At 63.4% G+C, this 16739-nt stretch carries 16 protein-coding genes; 13 read left to right on the top strand and 3 right to left on the bottom strand.

Annotated features, from left to right (window positions below; genetic code table 11):
* Nucleotides 1–134 precede the first annotated feature (134 nt).
* The 8 genes from dnaJ (at nucleotide 135) to SALB1_RS16795 (ending at nucleotide 9653) form a co-directional block, all read left to right on the top strand.
* Nucleotides 135–1274: a molecular chaperone DnaJ gene (dnaJ, locus tag SALB1_RS16830; protein WP_109994899.1), complete on the top strand. Its 1140-nt coding sequence runs from the start codon at nucleotides 135–137 to the stop codon at nucleotides 1272–1274.
* Nucleotides 1275–1299: 25 nt separating this feature from the next.
* Nucleotides 1300–2115, top strand: coding sequence for a 4-hydroxy-tetrahydrodipicolinate reductase (dapB, locus tag SALB1_RS16825; protein WP_109994898.1), 816 nt, complete (start codon nucleotides 1300–1302; stop codon nucleotides 2113–2115).
* Between the two features lie 271 nt (nucleotides 2116–2386).
* The gene (carA, locus tag SALB1_RS16820) at nucleotides 2387–3526 is read left to right on the top strand and encodes a glutamine-hydrolyzing carbamoyl-phosphate synthase small subunit (protein ID WP_109994897.1); all 1140 of its coding nucleotides are present in this window, start codon (nucleotides 2387–2389) and stop codon (nucleotides 3524–3526) included.
* A gap of 6 nt (nucleotides 3527–3532) precedes the next feature.
* Nucleotides 3533–3925 carry a GxxExxY protein gene (locus SALB1_RS16815; protein WP_109994896.1) on the top strand — a complete coding sequence of 131 codons (393 nt, stop codon included), beginning with the start codon at nucleotides 3533–3535 and terminating at the stop codon, nucleotides 3923–3925.
* A 54-nt stretch (nucleotides 3926–3979) separates the two neighbouring features.
* Nucleotides 3980–7207, top strand: coding sequence for a carbamoyl-phosphate synthase large subunit (gene carB / locus SALB1_RS16810; RefSeq protein WP_109994895.1), 3228 nt, complete (start codon nucleotides 3980–3982; stop codon nucleotides 7205–7207).
* Between the two features lie 67 nt (nucleotides 7208–7274).
* On the top strand, nucleotides 7275–7859 hold the full coding sequence (gene ectA, locus SALB1_RS16805; RefSeq protein WP_370453263.1) for a diaminobutyrate acetyltransferase: 585 nt from the start codon (nucleotides 7275–7277) through the stop codon (nucleotides 7857–7859).
* A 42-nt stretch (nucleotides 7860–7901) separates the two neighbouring features.
* Complete coding sequence (gene ectB / locus SALB1_RS16800; RefSeq protein WP_109994893.1) at nucleotides 7902–9179, top strand: diaminobutyrate--2-oxoglutarate transaminase; 1278 nt, start codon at nucleotides 7902–7904, stop codon at nucleotides 9177–9179.
* An 84-nt stretch (nucleotides 9180–9263) separates the two neighbouring features.
* Complete coding sequence (locus SALB1_RS16795) at nucleotides 9264–9653, top strand: ectoine synthase (protein WP_109994892.1); 390 nt, start codon at nucleotides 9264–9266, stop codon at nucleotides 9651–9653.
* Nucleotides 9654–9765: 112 nt separating this feature from the next.
* On the opposite strand, the gene SALB1_RS16790 is transcribed toward SALB1_RS16795, so the two are convergent.
* Entirely contained in the window at nucleotides 9766–10077 is a 312-nt protein-coding gene (locus SALB1_RS16790; protein ID WP_109994891.1) for a hypothetical protein, read from the bottom strand.
* 77 nt (nucleotides 10078–10154) lie between these two features.
* Here SALB1_RS16790 and SALB1_RS16785 point away from each other — a divergent pair, with 77 nt between their 5' ends.
* Nucleotides 10155–10898 (top strand): epoxyqueuosine reductase QueH, encoded by a 744-nt coding sequence (locus SALB1_RS16785; RefSeq protein WP_109994890.1) that lies wholly within the window; start codon nucleotides 10155–10157, stop codon nucleotides 10896–10898.
* Between the two features lie 208 nt (nucleotides 10899–11106).
* Here the strand turns inward: SALB1_RS16785 and SALB1_RS16780 are convergent, their stop codons facing one another.
* The gene (locus SALB1_RS16780; protein ID WP_109994889.1) at nucleotides 11107–12471 is read right to left on the bottom strand and encodes a glutamate--cysteine ligase; all 1365 of its coding nucleotides are present in this window, start codon (nucleotides 12469–12471) and stop codon (nucleotides 11107–11109) included.
* 159 nt (nucleotides 12472–12630) lie between these two features.
* Here SALB1_RS16780 and ubiA point away from each other — a divergent pair, with 159 nt between their 5' ends.
* The 3 genes from ubiA to greA all read left to right on the top strand — a co-directional run bounded on the left by ubiA (nucleotide 12631) and on the right by greA (nucleotide 15646).
* Nucleotides 12631–13506, top strand: coding sequence for a 4-hydroxybenzoate octaprenyltransferase (ubiA, locus tag SALB1_RS16775; RefSeq protein ID WP_109995512.1), 876 nt, complete (start codon nucleotides 12631–12633; stop codon nucleotides 13504–13506).
* Nucleotides 13507–13673: 167 nt separating this feature from the next.
* Nucleotides 13674–15032, top strand: a complete 1359-nt coding sequence (locus SALB1_RS16770) for an adenosylmethionine--8-amino-7-oxononanoate transaminase (protein ID WP_109994888.1) — start codon at nucleotides 13674–13676, stop codon at nucleotides 15030–15032.
* Nucleotides 15033–15163: 131 nt separating this feature from the next.
* Nucleotides 15164–15646, top strand: coding sequence for a transcription elongation factor GreA (gene greA, locus SALB1_RS16765; RefSeq protein ID WP_109994887.1), 483 nt, complete (start codon nucleotides 15164–15166; stop codon nucleotides 15644–15646).
* A 21-nt stretch (nucleotides 15647–15667) separates the two neighbouring features.
* Here greA and SALB1_RS16760 read toward each other — a convergent pair whose 3' ends face one another.
* Nucleotides 15668–15958 carry a YhbY family RNA-binding protein gene (locus SALB1_RS16760; RefSeq protein ID WP_109994886.1) on the bottom strand — a complete coding sequence of 97 codons (291 nt, stop codon included), beginning with the start codon at nucleotides 15956–15958 and terminating at the stop codon, nucleotides 15668–15670.
* 39 nt (nucleotides 15959–15997) lie between these two features.
* On the opposite strand from SALB1_RS16760, the gene SALB1_RS16755 reads away from it, so the two are divergent.
* Nucleotides 15998–16618, top strand: a complete 621-nt coding sequence (locus SALB1_RS16755; protein ID WP_109994885.1) for an RlmE family RNA methyltransferase — start codon at nucleotides 15998–16000, stop codon at nucleotides 16616–16618.
* Nucleotides 16619–16739 lie beyond the last annotated feature (121 nt).

Below are 16739 nucleotides of genomic sequence, written 5' to 3'. Positions count from 1 at the left end.
CGCCACGCGCCGGGGTAGCGGTAGTCGCTGCCCCGGCATTTTTCATTCAACGCAGGTAAAGATGGCTGATTAATCCGCGAGGTCGAAAACGATCGACGACCGCGCGGTTCAATCAGGGATCTTGGGCAACGATCATGGCAAAACGCGACTATTACGAGGTTTTGGGCGTTTCTCGAAACGCCTCGCAGGACGATATCAAGAAGGCCTATCGCCGTCTGGCCATGAAGAATCACCCGGACCGTAATCCCGGTGACGAACAGGCCGAGGCGCGCTTCAAGGAGGCCTCCGAGGCCTACGAGGTGTTGTCCGACGATCAGAAGAAGGCCGCCTACGACCAGTTCGGCCATGCCGGACTCGGTGGCGCGGCCGGCGGCGGTGGCGGCTTCGGCGGCGCCGGTGCCGGTGGTTTCGGCGACATCTTCGGCGATATCTTTTCGGATATCTTCGGCGGCGGCATGGGCGGCGGCCGCCAGCGCGCCACGCGCGGCGCGGATTTGCGCTACGACCTCGATCTCGAGCTGGAAACCGCGATCGAGGGCGATACCATCGAGATCCGTATCCCCACGCTGGAGCAGTGTGAAGCCTGCGGCGGCGACGGTGCGGAGCCGGATTCGCCGGTCGATACCTGCGATACCTGCAATGGTCATGGCCAGGTGCGGATCCAGCAGGGATTCCTGTCGATCCAGCAGACGTGTCCGGATTGCCAGGGCTCGGGCAAGAAAGTCCGCAACCCGTGCCGGAAGTGCAATGGCGACGGTCGCATCCAGTCCTCCAAGACACTGTCGGTGAAGGTGCCGCCGGGGGTCGACAATGGTGACCGTATTCGTCTGTCGGGCGAAGGCGAGGCCGGCGAAATGGGCGGCCCGGCGGGCGATCTGTACGTGCAGATCAACGTCAAGCCGCACGAGTTCTTCGTGCGCGACGGCAATAACCTGCGCGCCAATGTGCCCGTGGACATGATTACCGCTGCGCTGGGCGGCGAAATCGACGTGCCGACGCTCAAGGGCAAGGTCAGCCTGCGCGTTCCACCCGAGACCCAGTCGGGCAAGACCTTCCGGCTGCGCGGCAAGGGGGTGCAGTCCGTGCGCACGTCTTCGCCCGGCGACCTGCTGGTCAAGGTGAGCGTGGAAACGCCGGTGAACCTCAACAACAAGCAAAAGAAGATGCTCGAGGAGTTCCGCGACTCGCTGCAGGAAAGCGGTCGCAGCCACAGTCCGGCAACCACCGGCTGGCTGGACAAGGCCAAACGTTTCTTTGGCGAGCATCTGAGCTGATCGAATCCCGGGCACAGGAGGGATTATGAGTACGCGTGTGGCGATCAATGGGGCCGCCGGTCGCATGGGGCGCGAACTGGTCGTAGCCTGCGGCCGGCGCGCCGATCTCGAACTGGTGGCCGCCTTCGGCGCCCCCGGCAGCGATACGCTCGGCGTGGACGCGGGCCGTCTGGCCGGCATCGCCGAAACCGGCGTGGCGCTGACCGATTCCGGCACCCTCGCCGACGCGGATTTCGATGTTCTGGTGGATTTCTCCCTTCCCGAACCGTCGATCGAGGCACTGGCTGTTTGCCGCCGGAAGGGCGCGGCGATGGTAATTGGCACCACCGGGTACTCGCGCGAGCAGCAGCGCGAGATCGAGGCGGCCGCCGATGACATCGCGATCGTACAGGCGCCAAATTACAGCGCGGGCGTCAATCTGTCGCTGGATCTCGTGCGCCGAGCGGCCGCGGCGCTGGGCGACGATGTCGACATCGAAATCATCGAAGCGCATCACCGGCACAAGGTAGATGCGCCCTCGGGTACGGCGCTCAGGCTGGGTGAAGTTGCCGCGGAGGCCACCGGGCGCAATCTCGACGACTGCGCCGTTTATGCTCGCCACGGTCATACCGGCGCGCGTGATCGCCGGGCCATCGGCTTTGCCACCGTGCGCGGCGGCGATATCGTCGGCGAGCACACCGTGATGTTCGCGGGCGAGGGCGAGCGCATCGAAATCACGCACAAGGCCAGTTCGCGCCAGACCTTCGCCGGTGGAGCCATGCGGGCCGCCGGCTGGGCGGCGCGGCAGGCGCCCGGCCACTACGGCATGAACGACGTGCTCGGCCTGGCACAGGACCGGTAACGCACGACCCCGTCATCGGTTTCGGGCGCGGTTCGTGCCTGGCGGGGCGCAGTGTCGCCCGTATCCGGAAACACGGCGAATCGCCGCAACGCCGCATCAGGCGACACGACAGCGCGCAACGAGCACGGTGTCGCCGTGCTACCCGGGTGACCTGCAACGCAGCGTCGCATGCAGCGGCACGGGGCCCGGTTCGGCGGCTGGAAGCGAAGCCGCGAAATCGCTATACTCTCGCCGCCTTGCGGCCTGTCTCATTCCAGTACTGGAGCCCCCATTGCCCCCGAAAGCCATACTTGCGCTCGAAGACGGAAGTATTTTTCGCGGTCGCGCCATCGGTGCGCGCGGTCGAACGGTCGGTGAGGTGGTGTTCAACACTGCCATGACGGGATATCAGGAAATCCTGACCGACCCCTCCTACCGGCAGCAGATGGTCACACTGACCTATCCGCATATCGGCAATACCGGGACCAATGGCCAGGACATCGAGTCCGCCGGCGTGCAGGCAGCCGGGCTGATCATCCGCGAAGTGCCGCGCGCGCCGAGCAACTGGCGCAGCAACGACAGCCTGGTCGGTTACTTGGAAGCCAACGGTATCGTGGGCATCGGCGATGTCGATACGCGGCGCCTGACGCGTCTGCTGCGCGAAAAGGGGGCCCAGAACGGCGCCATCGTCGCCGGTGACGATATCGATGAGGACGAGGCCATTGCCGCCGCGCGTGGTTTTCCGGGCCTCAAGGGCGCGGACCTGGCGGCTGCCGCCGGAACGCGCGAATCGTATGTCTGGACCGAGGGCAGCTGGATCGGCCCCAACGACAGCCATGCGCCGGCCGAACCCCGGTTCGCGGTCGCGGTCTACGACTACGGTGTCAAGTACAATATCCTGCGCCGGCTGGTCGACTGCGGCGCTCGGGTGACGGTGGTGCCGCCCAAAACCGCGGTCCAGGATGTGATCGACCTCGGCGTCGACGGCGTTCTATTGTCCAACGGCCCAGGCGACCCGGAGCCCTGCGATTATGCCATCGCGACCTGCCGCGAGCTGATTGAGCGCAAGCTGCCGACCTTCGGTATCTGTCTCGGCCACCAGATTCTCGGGCTCGCCGTCGGCGGTCAGAGCTTGAAGATGAAGTTCGGCCATCATGGCGCGAATCACCCGGTTCTGGACGTGGCCACAGGCGAGGTGATGATCACCAGCCAGAACCACGGCTTCGCCATCGACGAGGCCAGTCTGCCGGACAACGCCCGCGTGACCCATCGCTCCCTGTTCGATCATACGCTGCAGGGCATCGAGATCACGGACGCGCCGGTGTTCTCATTCCAGGGACACCCGGAAGCCAGCCCTGGCCCGCATGACGTCGGACCGCTGTTCGAGCGCTTCATTCAAGTCATGGAAGAAAACAAGTCAGTCCGCGAATGAACGCAAATGAACGCGAATGACGAACGCGTGTCGGAGCGCGTCATCGGTTGCGCGTTCGAGGTCAGTAACCGGCTGGGTGCCGGTTTTTTTGAAAATGTTTACGAAAATGCGCTGGCGGTCGAATTCGATGTGCAGCGCATTGATTATGACAAGCAGAAACGGTTAACCGTGACCTACCGTGGCAAGACGGTAGGGGCGTATGTTGCGGATCTGGTGATAGAGGACTGCCTGATCGTCGAAATCAAGGCGTTAAAGTCGTTAACGAGTGTTCATGAAGCGCAGCTAATGAATTATTTGCGAGCAACAGGCCTGCCGGCGGGATTGCTACTGAATTTCGGCAGACCCCGTGTCCAGGTAAAACGGCTGGTCAATTCACACGACGACCATAGCCCTGTATAGAGCCTTGTCTTATTCGCGTTTATTCGCGTTCATTTGCGGACAAATTTGGTAACCATGCCCAAGCGCACAGACCTAAAAAGTATCCTCGTCATCGGCGCCGGCCCGATCGTCATCGGCCAGGCCTGTGAGTTCGATTATTCCGGCATGCAGGCCTGCAAGGCGCTCGCCGACGAGGGCTTTCGCGTCATCCTGGTCAATTCCAATCCGGCCACGATCATGACCGACCCGGAGACGGCGGACGCGGTCTATATCGAGCCGATCACCTGGCAGACGGTGGCCAAGGTGATCGCCAAGGAAAAGCCGGATGCGCTGCTGCCCACGATGGGCGGCCAGACCGCGCTCAATTGTGCGCTGGATCTGTTCTATAACGGCGTGCTCGAAGAGCACGGCGTCGAGATGATCGGCGCGTCGCGCGATGCCATCGACATGGCCGAGGATCGCAACGCCTTCCGCGAGGCGATGACCGAAATCGGTCTAAAGACGCCGGCGTCGAAGACGGTCCATACCATGGCCGAGGGCGAGCAGGTGCAGGCCGGGATCGGTTTCCCGATCATCATGCGGCCTTCGTTCACGCTGGGCGGTACCGGCGGCGGCATTGCCTACAACCGCGAGGAGTTCGAGGATCTGCTCTCGCGTGGTCTGGAGTTGTCGCCCACCAACGAAGTGTTGCTCGAACAGAGTGTGCTGGGCTGGAAGGAATACGAGATGGAAGTGGTCCGCGATCACGCGGACAATTGCATCATCATCTGTGCGATCGAGAACCTGGACGCCATGGGCGTGCATACCGGCGACTCGATCACGGTCGCGCCGGCCCAGACGCTGACCGATCGCGAATACCAGGTGATGCGCGATGCCTCGCTGGCCTGCCTGCGCAAGATCGGCGTCGATACCGGCGGGTCGAACGTCCAGTTCGCGATCGACCCGGCCACCGGCGACATGATCATCATCGAGATGAATCCGCGCGTGTCGCGTTCCTCGGCGTTGGCCTCCAAGGCCACCGGCTTCCCGATCGCCAAGGTGGCGGCCAAGCTGGCGGTCGGCTACACGCTCGATGAGCTGCAGAACGAAATCACGGGGGGCGCCACGCCGGCATCGTTCGAGCCGTCGATCGATTATGTCGTCACCAAGATGCCGCGCTTTACGTTCGAGAAATTCCCGACCGCGGACGACCGCCTGACCACGCAGATGAAGTCGGTTGGTGAAGCGATGGCGATCGGCCGCAACTTCCAGGAATCGCTGCAGAAGGCGATGCGCAGTCTCGAAATTGGCTCCGACGGTTTCGAGCCCAAACTGGCCGATGTCACGACCGAAGCGGCACAGGATACGCTGCGCAGCGAACTGTCGACACCGCGCGCCGAGCGCCTGTGGTATGTGGCGGACGCCTTCCGCGCCGGTTTCTCGATCGACGAGGTGCATCGGCTGACCCATATCGACGTCTGGTTCCTCGACCAGATCGCCGAACTCATCGAGATGGAAGGCGCGCTGGCCCACTCCACCATCGGCGATCTCGACGCCGATACGCTGCGTGCCTACAAGCGCAAGGGCTTTTCCGATCTGCGCCTGGCCACGCTGCTCGGCTGTGACGAATTCGCGGTGCGCCGGGCGCGGCTGACCCACGGCATCGTGCCGGTGTACAAGCGGGTCGATTCCTGCGCCGCGGAATTTCCCACCGCCACCGCCTACCAGTACTCCTCCTACGACGAGGAATGCGAGGCCAATCCCTCGAATCGCGACAAGATCATGGTGCTGGGTGGCGGGCCGAATCGGATCGGTCAGGGCATCGAGTTCGATTATTGCTGTGTGCATGCCGCGCTCGCCATGCGCGAGGACGGCTACGAGACCATCATGGTCAACTGCAATCCCGAGACGGTCTCGACCGACTACGATACTTCCGACCGGCTGTATTTCGAGCCGCTGACCTTCGAGGACGTCATGTCGATCATCGACGTGGAACAGCCGAAGGGCGTGATCGTGCAGTACGGCGGCCAGACGCCGCTCAAGCTGGCGCGGCGGCTGGAAGCGGCCGGTGCGCCGATCATCGGCACCACGCCGGACTCCATCGACCTGGCCGAGGACCGCGACCGCTTCCTCAACCTGGTCAACAAGCTGGGGCTGAAACAGCCGGCCAACCGCAGCGCGCGTTCCGAGGCCGAGGCCATGCGGCTGGCCGAGGAAGTCGGCTTTCCGATGGTCGTGCGGCCGTCCTACGTCCTGGGCGGCCGGGCCATGGAGATCGTTTACGCGCCGGAGGATCTGCAGCAATACATGTCGGCGGCAGTGAAGGTCTCGCCCGACTCGCCCGTGCTGCTCGATCGTTTCCTGGAGGATGCGATCGAGCTGGACGTGGATGCGATCTGCGATGGCAGTGAGGTCTTCATTGGCGGCATCATGGAACACATCGAGCAGGCCGGCGTGCACTCGGGCGACTCGGCCTGCAGCCTGCCGCCGTACAGCCTGGGCGACGATGTGCTCGACGAGGTCCGGCGCCAGACCGCCGCGCTGGCCAAAGGCCTGTCGGTCGTCGGCCTCATGAACGTTCAGTTTGCAATCCGGGCGGGCGAGGTCTATCTGCTGGAAGTCAATCCGCGGGCCTCGCGGACCGTGCCGTTCGTGTCCAAGGCCACCGGCATGCCGTTGGCCAAGATCGCCGCGCGCTGCATGGCCGGGCAGACACTGGCCGAGCAGAACGCGGGTGTCGAGCGCAAATTGCCACACTTCGCGGTCAAGGAGGCGGTGTTCCCGTTCACCAAGTTCCCGACCGTCGACCCGCTGCTGGGCCCGGAAATGAAGTCCACGGGTGAGGTCATGGGCGTGGGCAAGACGTTCGGCGAAGCGTTCGCCAAGTCGCAGCTCGCCAGCGGCGTCGGCCTGCCCGAAGCCCCGGGCGTCGCCCTGATCACGGTACGCGATGCCGACAAGCCACTGGCGATCGAGATGGCGCGCGAACTGGTCGCCGCCGGTTTCACGCTCGTTGCGACCCGCGGTACGGCGTCGGCATTGACCGCGGCCGGAATCGAGTGTGCGGCGGTGAACAAGGTCAAGGAAGGCCGCCCACATATTGTCGACATGATCAAGAACGGCGAGATCCAGCTGGTGGTCAACACCACCGAGGGCAAGCGGGCGATCGAGGAATCGCGTTCGATCCGCATGACGTCGCTACGTTACAAGGTCTCGTACTTCACGACCATTGCCGGCGGCCAGGCCAGTGCGACCGCGTTGTCCGACGAGCGGGTGCTGGATGTGTATGCGCTGCAGGAGATCCAGGCCCGGGTCACCGCATAGAGCGGGCCGGGAATCCGCTGGGCTGGCCGCGCAATGGTTGCGGCCAGCAAAAAAACGAGCGGATGGTATAATCGAGCCAAATTCGAACCGAAAAGCAAGAGCCATTTCACAGACTGACTCTTCGACTTCCGATGAAGTCCATTTCCGGCCCCCGAGCAAGCAGGACGGGGCCGGTATTCTGCATCTGGTGCACGAACTCGGTGTGCTGGATGTGAACTCGGCCTATGCCTACATGCTCATTGGCGAGCATCACGCCAGCACGAGCGTCGTTGCCGAAATCGACGGCGAGCTGGTGGGTTTCATTACGGCCTATATCCTCCCCGAAAAACCGGACACCGTATTCGTCTGGCAGGTCGGCGTTGCCGAAGCCGGGCGCGGCAAGGGGCTGGCAACGCGCATGCTGTTCCAGATCCTCAAGCGTGACGCCTGCGCCGATGTCCACTATCTGGACACCACCATCGGCCCCAGCAACGAGCCGTCGCAGGCCCTGTTCCGTGGACTGGCGCGCCGCCTGGATACCGAAGTCGCCGAAAGCGAACTGTTCTCGAGCGAGATGTTCGGCGATTTCGAGGCCGACGAGCCCCACGAGCCCGAAATTCTGTTTCGTATCGGCCCGTTCGACCGCGACAGCGTCGAACGCGCGTCAGACTAGACAAGACCCAGACCCAACGCCCGCATGGGCCAGGAGTTCTCAATGGAAATCATCGACCGTCTCGAATCGGAAGTGCGCGGTTACGTCCGCTCGTTCCCGAAAGTGTTTACCCACGCCAAAGCCAACAGGATGACCACCGAGGATGGAGACGAGTATCTCGACTTCTTCTCGGGCGCCGGCGCGCTCAACTATGGCCACAACGATGAGGTCATGAAAAAGGCGCTGCTCGACTACATCGCATCCGACGGCGTCACCCACGGCCTGGACATGGCCACGGACGCCAAGCAGAAGTTCCTCGCGACGTTCGAGGACGTGATCATGAAACCGCGGGGCATGGACTACAAGATCCAGTTCCCGGGGCCGACCGGTACCAACGCGGTCGAGGCCGCGCTCAAGATCGCGCGCAAGGTGAAAGGCCGCGATCGCGTACTGTTCTTTACCAACGCCTACCACGGCATGACGCTCGGCGCGCTGGCGGTCACCGGCAATGCGGCCAAGCGCGGCGGCGCCGGCGTGGACATGCCGGGTGCGATTCCGCAGCCCTACAGCGGCTATTTCGGCCACGGTCGCGACACGGCCGAAGACCTCGAGATGTTGCTGACGAACAGCTCCTCCGGGTTGGAGAAGCCGGCGGCCATCATCCTGGAAACGGTCCAGGGTGAAGGCGGCATCAACGTGGCCGACTTCGACTGGCTGAAGACGATCGAGCGTCTGTGCCGCGAGCACGACATGCTGCTGATTGTCGACGACATCCAGGCGGGCGTGGGGCGCACCGGGCCGTTCTTCTCGTTCGAGCCCGCGGGCATCAGCCCGGACATCATCACTGTCTCCAAGTCGCTGTCGGGTTACGGTTTGCCGCTGGCGATCACCATGATCAAGCCTGAGTACGACATCTGGGCGCCGGGCGAGCACAACGGCACCTTCCGCGGCAACAACCATGCATTCGTCACCGCATCGGCAGCGCTGGAGCACTATTGGCGCGACGACAAGCTGGAAAAATCCGTGCTGCGCATGAGTGACCGCATCAAGGAACGCCTCAATGGCATTCTGGCCGCCAATCCGGCATTCAAGGCCGAGGTTCGCGGGCGCGGGTTCTTCATCGGCATGGATTGCGAGCAGGCCGAGTTGGCTGACGAGATCGCGGCCGAATGCTTCAAGAATCACCTCATCTGCGAAACCGCCGGGCCGGACGATAACGTGATCAAGGTCATGCCGCCGCTGATCACCCCGGATGCCGATATAGAGGCTGGGCTGGATATCCTCGAAACCGCGATGAAGACCGTGCTCGACAAGCATGGCCTGCTGCACAACGCGGCCTGAACCCGGGCGTTCGAATTTGTGCTATCAGTGAAGGTGCTTTGCTGTAGCATGAAATTGTTGCTGTAAACCAACAAAGGAGTCGATATGAAGATCGTCCGTACCGAGGATCTGCGTGGCACCGATCGCGAAGTGGTCAGCCCGGATGGCTGGACCAGCGTCCGTTGGCTGTTGGCCAAGGACGGCATGGGGTTTTCGTTCCACGAAACCACGTTCCCGCCGGGCCTCGAATTCGACATGTGGTACAAGTACCACTTCGAGGCGGTGTTCTGCTATCAGGGCGAAGGCAGCATCGTGAATCGCGACACCGGCGAAGAGTTCGAGATCAGGCCGGGCACGGTCTACGCGCTGGACAATCACGATCGGCATACGCTCAAGGCGAAGACCGAGATGAAGCTCGTCTGCGCCTTCAACCCGCCGGTCACCGGGCGTGAAATCCACGACGAAGACGGCGCCTACGTGCCACCGGACGACTGATTCGGTGCGTTCGGCACTGTCTGCCTGACAAAACCCCGGCGGCTCCCGCCGGGGTTTTTTTTGGGGTTCATCGCGTATTGGCGTCCGCGTTGCCGCCAGCCGCGCCGCGGGATCAGACCGTCAAGCCACCGATCAGGGCGCCCACGAGAAGCGGAAAGCCCTGGATCACGATGACCAGGAACAGGCTGATCGAGGCGAGGGCGCCGATCACCGGCAAGCCGATCAATGCCGTGCCGGCGGCCATCAGCATCAGGCACAGGACCAGTGCCGGCAGAATCGCCGCCAACAGGCCGCGCCCGGCGCTGCCGGCGGTTCGCCCGCCGACGAATCCGGCGAGCAACGGACCGGCCAGCGGCAGCCAGAACAACACCAGCGAAATGACGGCCATCCAGATGATGGCCATGACCAGACTGCCTTTCTGCATGCGGCTCCCTCGTGGACGCAGCGTCCGTGAATACGGACAATGGGCGCAAGTATGGCATCGCAAGACCCGCGCGCGACATGAACTCCTATAGCCTCGACAACTACGAACGCCCGACACTCGTGCCGCCCGAGCCCGGCACCCGGCTGCTTATGCATTCCTGCTGCGCGCCCTGTGCCGGCGAGGTGCTGGCGGCGGTCAAGGCATCGGGCATCGATGTCACGGTGTATTTCTACAATCCGAACATCCACCCCCAGGCGGAGTATGAAATGCGCAAGGCCGAGGACGCGCGCTACTGCGACGAGCTCGGCATTCCGCATATCGACGGCGACTACGATACCGACAACTGGTTCGACCGAATCCGCGGGCTCGAAGACGAGCCGGAGCGCGGGCGCCGCTGCACCGTGTGCTTCGACATGCGTTTCGAGCGCACCGCGCTGTTCGCCGCGGAGAACGGTTATCACATGATTTCGTCGACGCTGGGGATCTCGCGCTGGAAGAACATGGCGCAGATCAACGAAGCCGGCGTGCGTGCGACCGCGCGCTATCCGGAGATCAGCTACTGGACGCTCAACTGGCGCAAGAAAGGCGGAGCGGCGCGCATGATCGAGATCGCCAAGCGCGAGGCGTTCTACCAGCAGGAATATTGTGGCTGCGTGTACAGCCTGCGCGATACCAACAAGCACCGGCGTGAAATGGGCCGGGAGCGGATCCAGAAGGGGGTCAAGTTCTACGGTCGCGAGGCGGTCAAGAGTCCGCTGCCGTCCGATAACGGGCGCGGCGAATATCCCTGGCTGCAATCGAAGGTGGCCTCGGACAATTAAGGCCCGAGTGCTCCGTGACGGACATCGGACCCGGCGCCGGTCATGGCCGCCGCGCGGTGGGATGGGTCGGCGGTGTTCCGGCTTCACCGTGGCGCGAACATGGGCGGTCTATTGGGCGCGCAGCGCCTACGGGATGCGGTAACGCGACAGCGGCGTTGTTGTCACCGCCCGATGGCAGGTCGCTATCGGGCTTTCGAGTCCACCGCGGTCAATAGGCGAATTCCTCGAATACCGGATCGACCGAGTGATTCCAGCGGCCGTTGTATAGCGCCAACAGGCGCTCGGCCGGCGTGACCCCGGTTTCCGCGATCTCGGCGAGCTGATCCAGGAACATGGATTCGTCGCGATCCCGGCTATCCAGCTGCGCGCGCCGGCGCAGGCCTTTTTGCGCGATCTTTATGGTTTCGCGTGCGATGTCGCCCAGCGTGCCGCCCCGAAACGGGGTTTTCAGGCCATGCGTCGGCGCCTGGTCGCGCAGGTGGTTGCGCTCTTCGCGCGTGAAGTCGGCCACCAGGTTCCATGCTTCGTCGAGCGCGACGCTGTCGTAGCAAAGTCCGGCCCAGAGCGCCGGCAGGGCGCACAGGCGGCGCCAGGGGCCGCCGTCGGCACCACGCATTTCCATGAAGCGTTTCAGGCGCACTTCGGGGAAGATAGTGGTCAGGTGATCGTCCCAATCGCCCATGCTCGGGCGCTCGCCCGGCAATGCCGGCAGTTTGCCGGCCAGAAAATCGCGGAACGACTGGCCGGAGGCATCGATGTAGCGCCCGTCGCGATAGACGAAATACATCGGCACGTCGAGCGCGAATTCCTTGTAGCGTTCGAAGCCCATCGCCTCGTCGAATACCCAGTCGAGCATGCCGCAGCGATCCGGATCGGTATCGGTCCAGATATGGCTGCGGTAGGAGACAAAACCATTGGGCTGGCCTTCCTTGAACGGGGAATTGGCGAACAGTGCGGTGGCGATGGGCTGCAGCGCGAGCCCGACGCGGAACTTCTTGATCATGTCGGCTTCGGAGCCGTAGTCGATGTTCACCTGCACGGTTGAGGTGCGCAGCATCATGTCGATGCCGAGATCGCCTTTCTTGGGCATGTACGACTTCATGATCTCGTAGCGCGCCTTGGGCATCCACGGGCAGTCCGCGCGCGGCCACTTGGGCTGAAAGCCGAGCCCGATCAGGCCGACATTCATTTCCGCGGCGACTTCCTTGACCTGGCGCAGATGGATGTGGATCTCGTCACAAGTCTCGTGGATGGTATACAGCGGCGCACCCGCGAGTTCGAGCTGGCCGCCGGGTTCGAGCGTGATGTGGCACTGGTCGAGCTCGAGCGCAACAATGCGACCGTCCTCGACCATCGGCTGCCAGCCGAAGCGCTGGAGCTTGTCCAGGAAGGTCGAGATGCTCTGCTCTCCGTCAAACGGTAGCGGGCGCAGCGTGTCGCGATCGAATACGAACTTTTCGTGTTCGGTGCCCAGGCGCCAGCGGCTCGGCGGTTTGCAGGCATCTTCGAAATAAGCGACCAGCTGGCGCTCGTCGGTGATCGGCGCACCGCCGGACTGAGAAGGAGCGGACATGGGTTCTCCCGAGGGCGAGCGCCGCGCCCTGGGGGAGCGAAGCCGCCGGAATTTTGCAACATGGTAACGTTTCGGGGTTGCGCGAGGGTAGCTGCGCCGTGCATGCGCCCCGATAATCGTTTTCATCGACCGGCCCGTGACGGCCGCAAAGGATTGGTGATGGCCACGACAACCCCGCTCGCCGGCAAGCTGGATTGCTATCTGCGACTCACGCGCCTGAACAAGCCGATCGGGATTTTCCTGGTGGTGTGGCCGATGCTCTGGGCGTTATGGCTCGCCGCGCGTGGCATGCCAAACCCCTGGGTGTTGTTCGTGTTTGTGGTCGGCGCCGTGCTCATGCGCTCGGCCGGCTGCGTGATGAACGACTACGCCGATCGCCATATCGACGGCCACGTCAAGCGCACCAGGGCGCGCCCGCTCGCCACCGGCGAGGTCGGGGAGAAGGAGGCGCTGATGCTGTTCGCGCTGCTATGTCTGGCCGCGTTTGCATTGGTGCTCACGTTGAACGGGCTGACCATCGCCATGGCCTTTGTCGGCGTGGCGCTGGCGGCGCTGTATCCGTTCACCAAACGCGTCACCCACTGGCCGCAGATGTTTCTGGGCGCGGCCTTCGGCTGGGCGGTGCCGATGGCATTCGCAGCCCAGAGCGGACATGTGCCGGCCGGCGGCTGGGTTCTGTTCGTCGCGACGCTCATCTGGGCGCTCATCTACGATACCTATTACGCCATGGTCGACCGGGACGACGATCTCCGGATCGGCGTGAAATCCACGGCTGTCCTCTGGGGCGAGCGCGACCGCGCCATCATCGGCGCGTTTCAGTGTCTGTTCTATGCCCTGCTGGTGGGGGTGGGCGTGATGTTCGCGCTGGGCTTTTTCTACTACCTTGGGTTGGCCGGGGCGGTGGCCATGTCGGTCTACCACCAATGGATCACGCGTGCGAGGGATCGGGAATCCTGTTTCAAGGTATTCATGCAGCACAATGTTCTGGGCGGCGTGATCTTTGTCGGCCTGGTCCTGGACCTCGCACTGTTGTAGAACAGGCAGGGATTCCAGGTCGATATCGGCGTGCCAGGAACGCCACGCAGGCGGCACCGTAGCCGCTGCTCAGGATCGGCGATTGCCGATAACGTGGAGCGCCGGGCGCGGGTGGTCAGACCGGCAACCCCAGCCCGGCGCCGTTCATTCAGTAAAAAGCGTAACTCATGACCAATCAGGATCTGATCGCCCGCGATCTCAACGTACTGTGGCACCCCTGCACACAGATGAAGGACACACAAAAACTGCCGCCGATTCCGATGCGGCGCGGCGACGGCGTGTGGCTCGAGGATTTCGACGGCAATCGCTATATCGACGCCGTCAGTTCCTGGTGGGTCAATATATTCGGCCACGCCAATCCGGCGATCAACGAGCGGATCAAGACCCAGCTGGATACCATCGAGCACGTCATGCTGGCCGGGTTCACCCACGAGCCGGCGGTCGAACTCGCCGAGCGCCTGGTGGACATCTCGCCCGAGGGATTGAACAAGGTGTTTTATGCCGACAATGGCTCGGCGGCGGTGGAAGTTGCGCTCAAGATGAGCTTTCACTACTGGCTCAATACCGGCCACGGCGAAAAGACCCGCTTCATCAATCTCGGCAACAGTTACCACGGCGAAACGCTGGGCGCCTTGGCGGTCGGTGATGTCGCCCTCTACAAGAAGACCTACGAGCCGCTATTGCTCAAGCCGCTGACCGCGCCGTCGCCGGATTGTTTCCATCGCGAGGCGGGCGTGTCCTGGGAAGAGCACAGCCGGCAGATGTTCGTCCACATGGAGGCGTTGCTCGCCAAACACGCGCACGAAACCTGCGCGGTGATCGTCGAGCCGCTGCTGCAATGTGCCGGGCACATGCGCATGTATCACCCGGTCTATCTGGAACTGCTGCGCGAAGCCTGCGACCGCTACAACGTGCATCTGATTGCTGACGAGATCGCCACCGGTTTCGGCCGCACCGGCACGCTGTTCGCCTGCGAGCAGGCCGGGGCGCACGGTATCACGCCCGATTTCATGTGCCTGTCCAAGGGCATCACCGCGGGTTACCTGCCGATGTCGGTGGCATTGACCACCGATGACGTCTACGCCGCGTTCTACGACGAATACGAAAACCTCACGGCCTTTCTGCATTCGCATTCCTACACCGGCAATCCGCTGGCCTGTGCCGCGGCGCTCGCCACACTGGACGAATTCGCGGCGCGGGACCAGATCAACGCCAACCGTGTGCTGTCCGAGCGCATGGCCCGTGCGACCGCGCCGCTGGCGGATCATCCGCATGTGGCTGAAGTGCGCCAGACCGGTATGGTGCTGGCCATCGAGATGGTCAAGGACAAGCCCAGCCGCACGCCGTTCGACTGGCGTGAACGACGCGGCCTGTCGGTATACCGGCACGGGCTGACCCGTCAGTCGTTACTGCGACCGCTGGGCGACACGATCTATTTCATGCCGCCTTACGTCATCACGCCGGAGCAGATCGATCACCTGGCGGAAGTGGCCGCCGAGGGTATCGATCACGCTGTCTCGACTTGAATCACGCACGCTGCTAGCCTGTGCGATCGGCGTAATGGCACAGCCTTGCGCCCCCAGTTGAGTCGCGAAGCGGTCGCCGTCTCGGGCGACCGTTTTGTTTTCCATGCGAAGAATCATGCCGAGGTGGTTTCATGGACCGTACGCCACTGACCGAAAGCGGCGCGCAGGCGCTGCGCCAGGAACTTGAACGCCTGAAGAAGACAGAGCGTCCGCGCATCGTCGCGGCGATCGAGGAAGCGCGCGCGCACGGCGATCTCAAGGAGAACGCGGAATACCACGCTGCGAAGGAAGAGCAGAGCTTCAACGAGGGCCGGATCGCCGAGGTCGAGGCCAAGCTCGCGTCGGCCCAGATCGTCGACGTAGCCAAGGCCGGCGCCCAGGCCAACGGGCGTATCATCTTCGGTGCCACCGTGGATCTGGCGGACGAGGATTCCGGCGACGAGTTGACGTACCAGATCGTCGGCGAGGACGAGGCGGATATCAAGAAGGGCCTGCTGTCGTTTGCGTCGCCGATCGCGCGCGCGTTGATCGGCAAGAGCGAGGGCGACGTCGTGGATGTCGACGTGCCCGGCGGCAAGCGAACGCTCGAGGTCGTCGAGGTGCGCTACCGCTGAGTAAGCCGGGGTGCGGCGGCCTCAGCCGTCGCTCTTTTCCGGGTTGGGCCGATACAGCGTTGCGGTCCGGCCGATCTGCTGCACGCAGGCGGCATCGAGCGCGGCGCAGGCTTGTTCGACTTCGCTGTTGAATGAAGCCTTGTCGTCCGCCACGAGCTTGACCTTGACCAACTCGTGATCGGTCAGGGCCCGATCCATTTCCGCAAGCACGCCCTCGCTCAGGCCGGCTGCCCCCGACTGCACGATCGGTTTGAGGTGGTGGGCCTGTTTCTTCAGCGCCAGGCGGGTCGATTTATCCAGGGCGACGGGCATGGTGTCCAGTGTTCATCAGCAAACCAACAGTATAAGGCCATGAGCAAGCGGAGTGACACCAAGCGCTGGTTGGCGGCGCATCGCGCCGACCCCTACGTCAAGGCCGCGCAGTCCGACCATTACCGCTCTCGGGCGGCCTACAAGCTGGCCGAAATCGACGACAAGGACCGTTTGCTCGCCCGCGCCCGCTGTGTGGTCGATCTCGGCGCCGCACCGGGCGGTTGGAGTCAGTACGTGCGCCGCCGGAAACCGGAGGCCCGGGTCATCGCGCTCGATCGCCTGCCCATGGACGGCATCGACGGGGTGCGTTTCCTGCAGGTGGATTTCGCCGAGCAGGCGGGACTCGATGCGCTCATGTCCGAACTCGATGGCGCGGGCGTGGATCTTGTACTTTCCGATATGGCCCCCAATCTGACAGGTGTGAAGGCAGCAGATCAGGCCGGTGTGATGCAGCTGGCCGAGTTGTCGCTGGCGCTGTGCGATGACGTGCTGCGGCCCGGCGGGGCGCTGCTGATCAAGGTGTTTCAGGGCGAGGGCTTCGATGAGCTTCTGGCCAACATGCGTAAGCGCTTTGCCCGGGTCATGACGCGCAAGCCCAAGGCTTCGCGCGATGCGAGCCGAGAAATGTACCTGTTGGGCACCGGCTGGCAAGGCGGCTGACGCCGCTTTTCGCTTGCATCGCCTGGTGGGTGGTTTGAGTACATGATGGTTTACACTGTCGGTAGATAGCCGACCGAATAACCAAATACGATCGCCGGCGTCGGTGATCGAGGACGACGAT

The organism is Salinisphaera sp. LB1, assembly GCF_003177035.1.
Taxonomy (GTDB): Bacteria; Pseudomonadota; Gammaproteobacteria; order Nevskiales; family Salinisphaeraceae; genus Salinisphaera.
Note: the sequence above shows the minus strand (reverse complement) of the source record. Positions and strands in the feature narration are given on the sequence as shown.

What these genes read in the sequence shown, in the direction of transcription:
- dnaJ (WP_109994899.1), top strand. Translation starts at nt 135, where the DNA reads ATGGCAAAACGCGACTATTACGAGGTTTTGGGCGTTTCTCGAAACGCC.
- dapB (WP_109994898.1), top strand. Translation starts at nt 1,300, where the DNA reads ATGAGTACGCGTGTGGCGATCAATGGGGCCGCCGGTCGCATGGGGCGC.
- SALB1_RS16815 (WP_109994896.1), top strand. Translation starts at nt 3,533, where the DNA reads ATGAACGCGAATGACGAACGCGTGTCGGAGCGCGTCATCGGTTGCGCG.
- carB (WP_109994895.1), top strand. Translation starts at nt 3,980, where the DNA reads ATGCCCAAGCGCACAGACCTAAAAAGTATCCTCGTCATCGGCGCCGGC.
- ectB (WP_109994893.1), top strand. Translation starts at nt 7,902, where the DNA reads ATGGAAATCATCGACCGTCTCGAATCGGAAGTGCGCGGTTACGTCCGC.
- SALB1_RS16795 (WP_109994892.1), top strand. Translation starts at nt 9,264, where the DNA reads ATGAAGATCGTCCGTACCGAGGATCTGCGTGGCACCGATCGCGAAGTG.
- SALB1_RS16790 (WP_109994891.1), bottom strand. Translation starts at nt 10,077, where the DNA reads ATGCAGAAAGGCAGTCTGGTCATGGCCATCATCTGGATGGCCGTCATT.
- SALB1_RS16785 (WP_109994890.1), top strand. Translation starts at nt 10,155, where the DNA reads ATGAACTCCTATAGCCTCGACAACTACGAACGCCCGACACTCGTGCCG.
- SALB1_RS16780 (WP_109994889.1), bottom strand. Translation starts at nt 12,471, where the DNA reads ATGTCCGCTCCTTCTCAGTCCGGCGGTGCGCCGATCACCGACGAGCGC.
- ubiA (WP_109995512.1), top strand. Translation starts at nt 12,631, where the DNA reads ATGGCCACGACAACCCCGCTCGCCGGCAAGCTGGATTGCTATCTGCGA.
- SALB1_RS16770 (WP_109994888.1), top strand. Translation starts at nt 13,674, where the DNA reads ATGACCAATCAGGATCTGATCGCCCGCGATCTCAACGTACTGTGGCAC.
- greA (WP_109994887.1), top strand. Translation starts at nt 15,164, where the DNA reads ATGGACCGTACGCCACTGACCGAAAGCGGCGCGCAGGCGCTGCGCCAG.
- SALB1_RS16760 (WP_109994886.1), bottom strand. Translation starts at nt 15,958, where the DNA reads ATGCCCGTCGCCCTGGATAAATCGACCCGCCTGGCGCTGAAGAAACAG.
- SALB1_RS16755 (WP_109994885.1), top strand. Translation starts at nt 15,998, where the DNA reads ATGAGCAAGCGGAGTGACACCAAGCGCTGGTTGGCGGCGCATCGCGCC.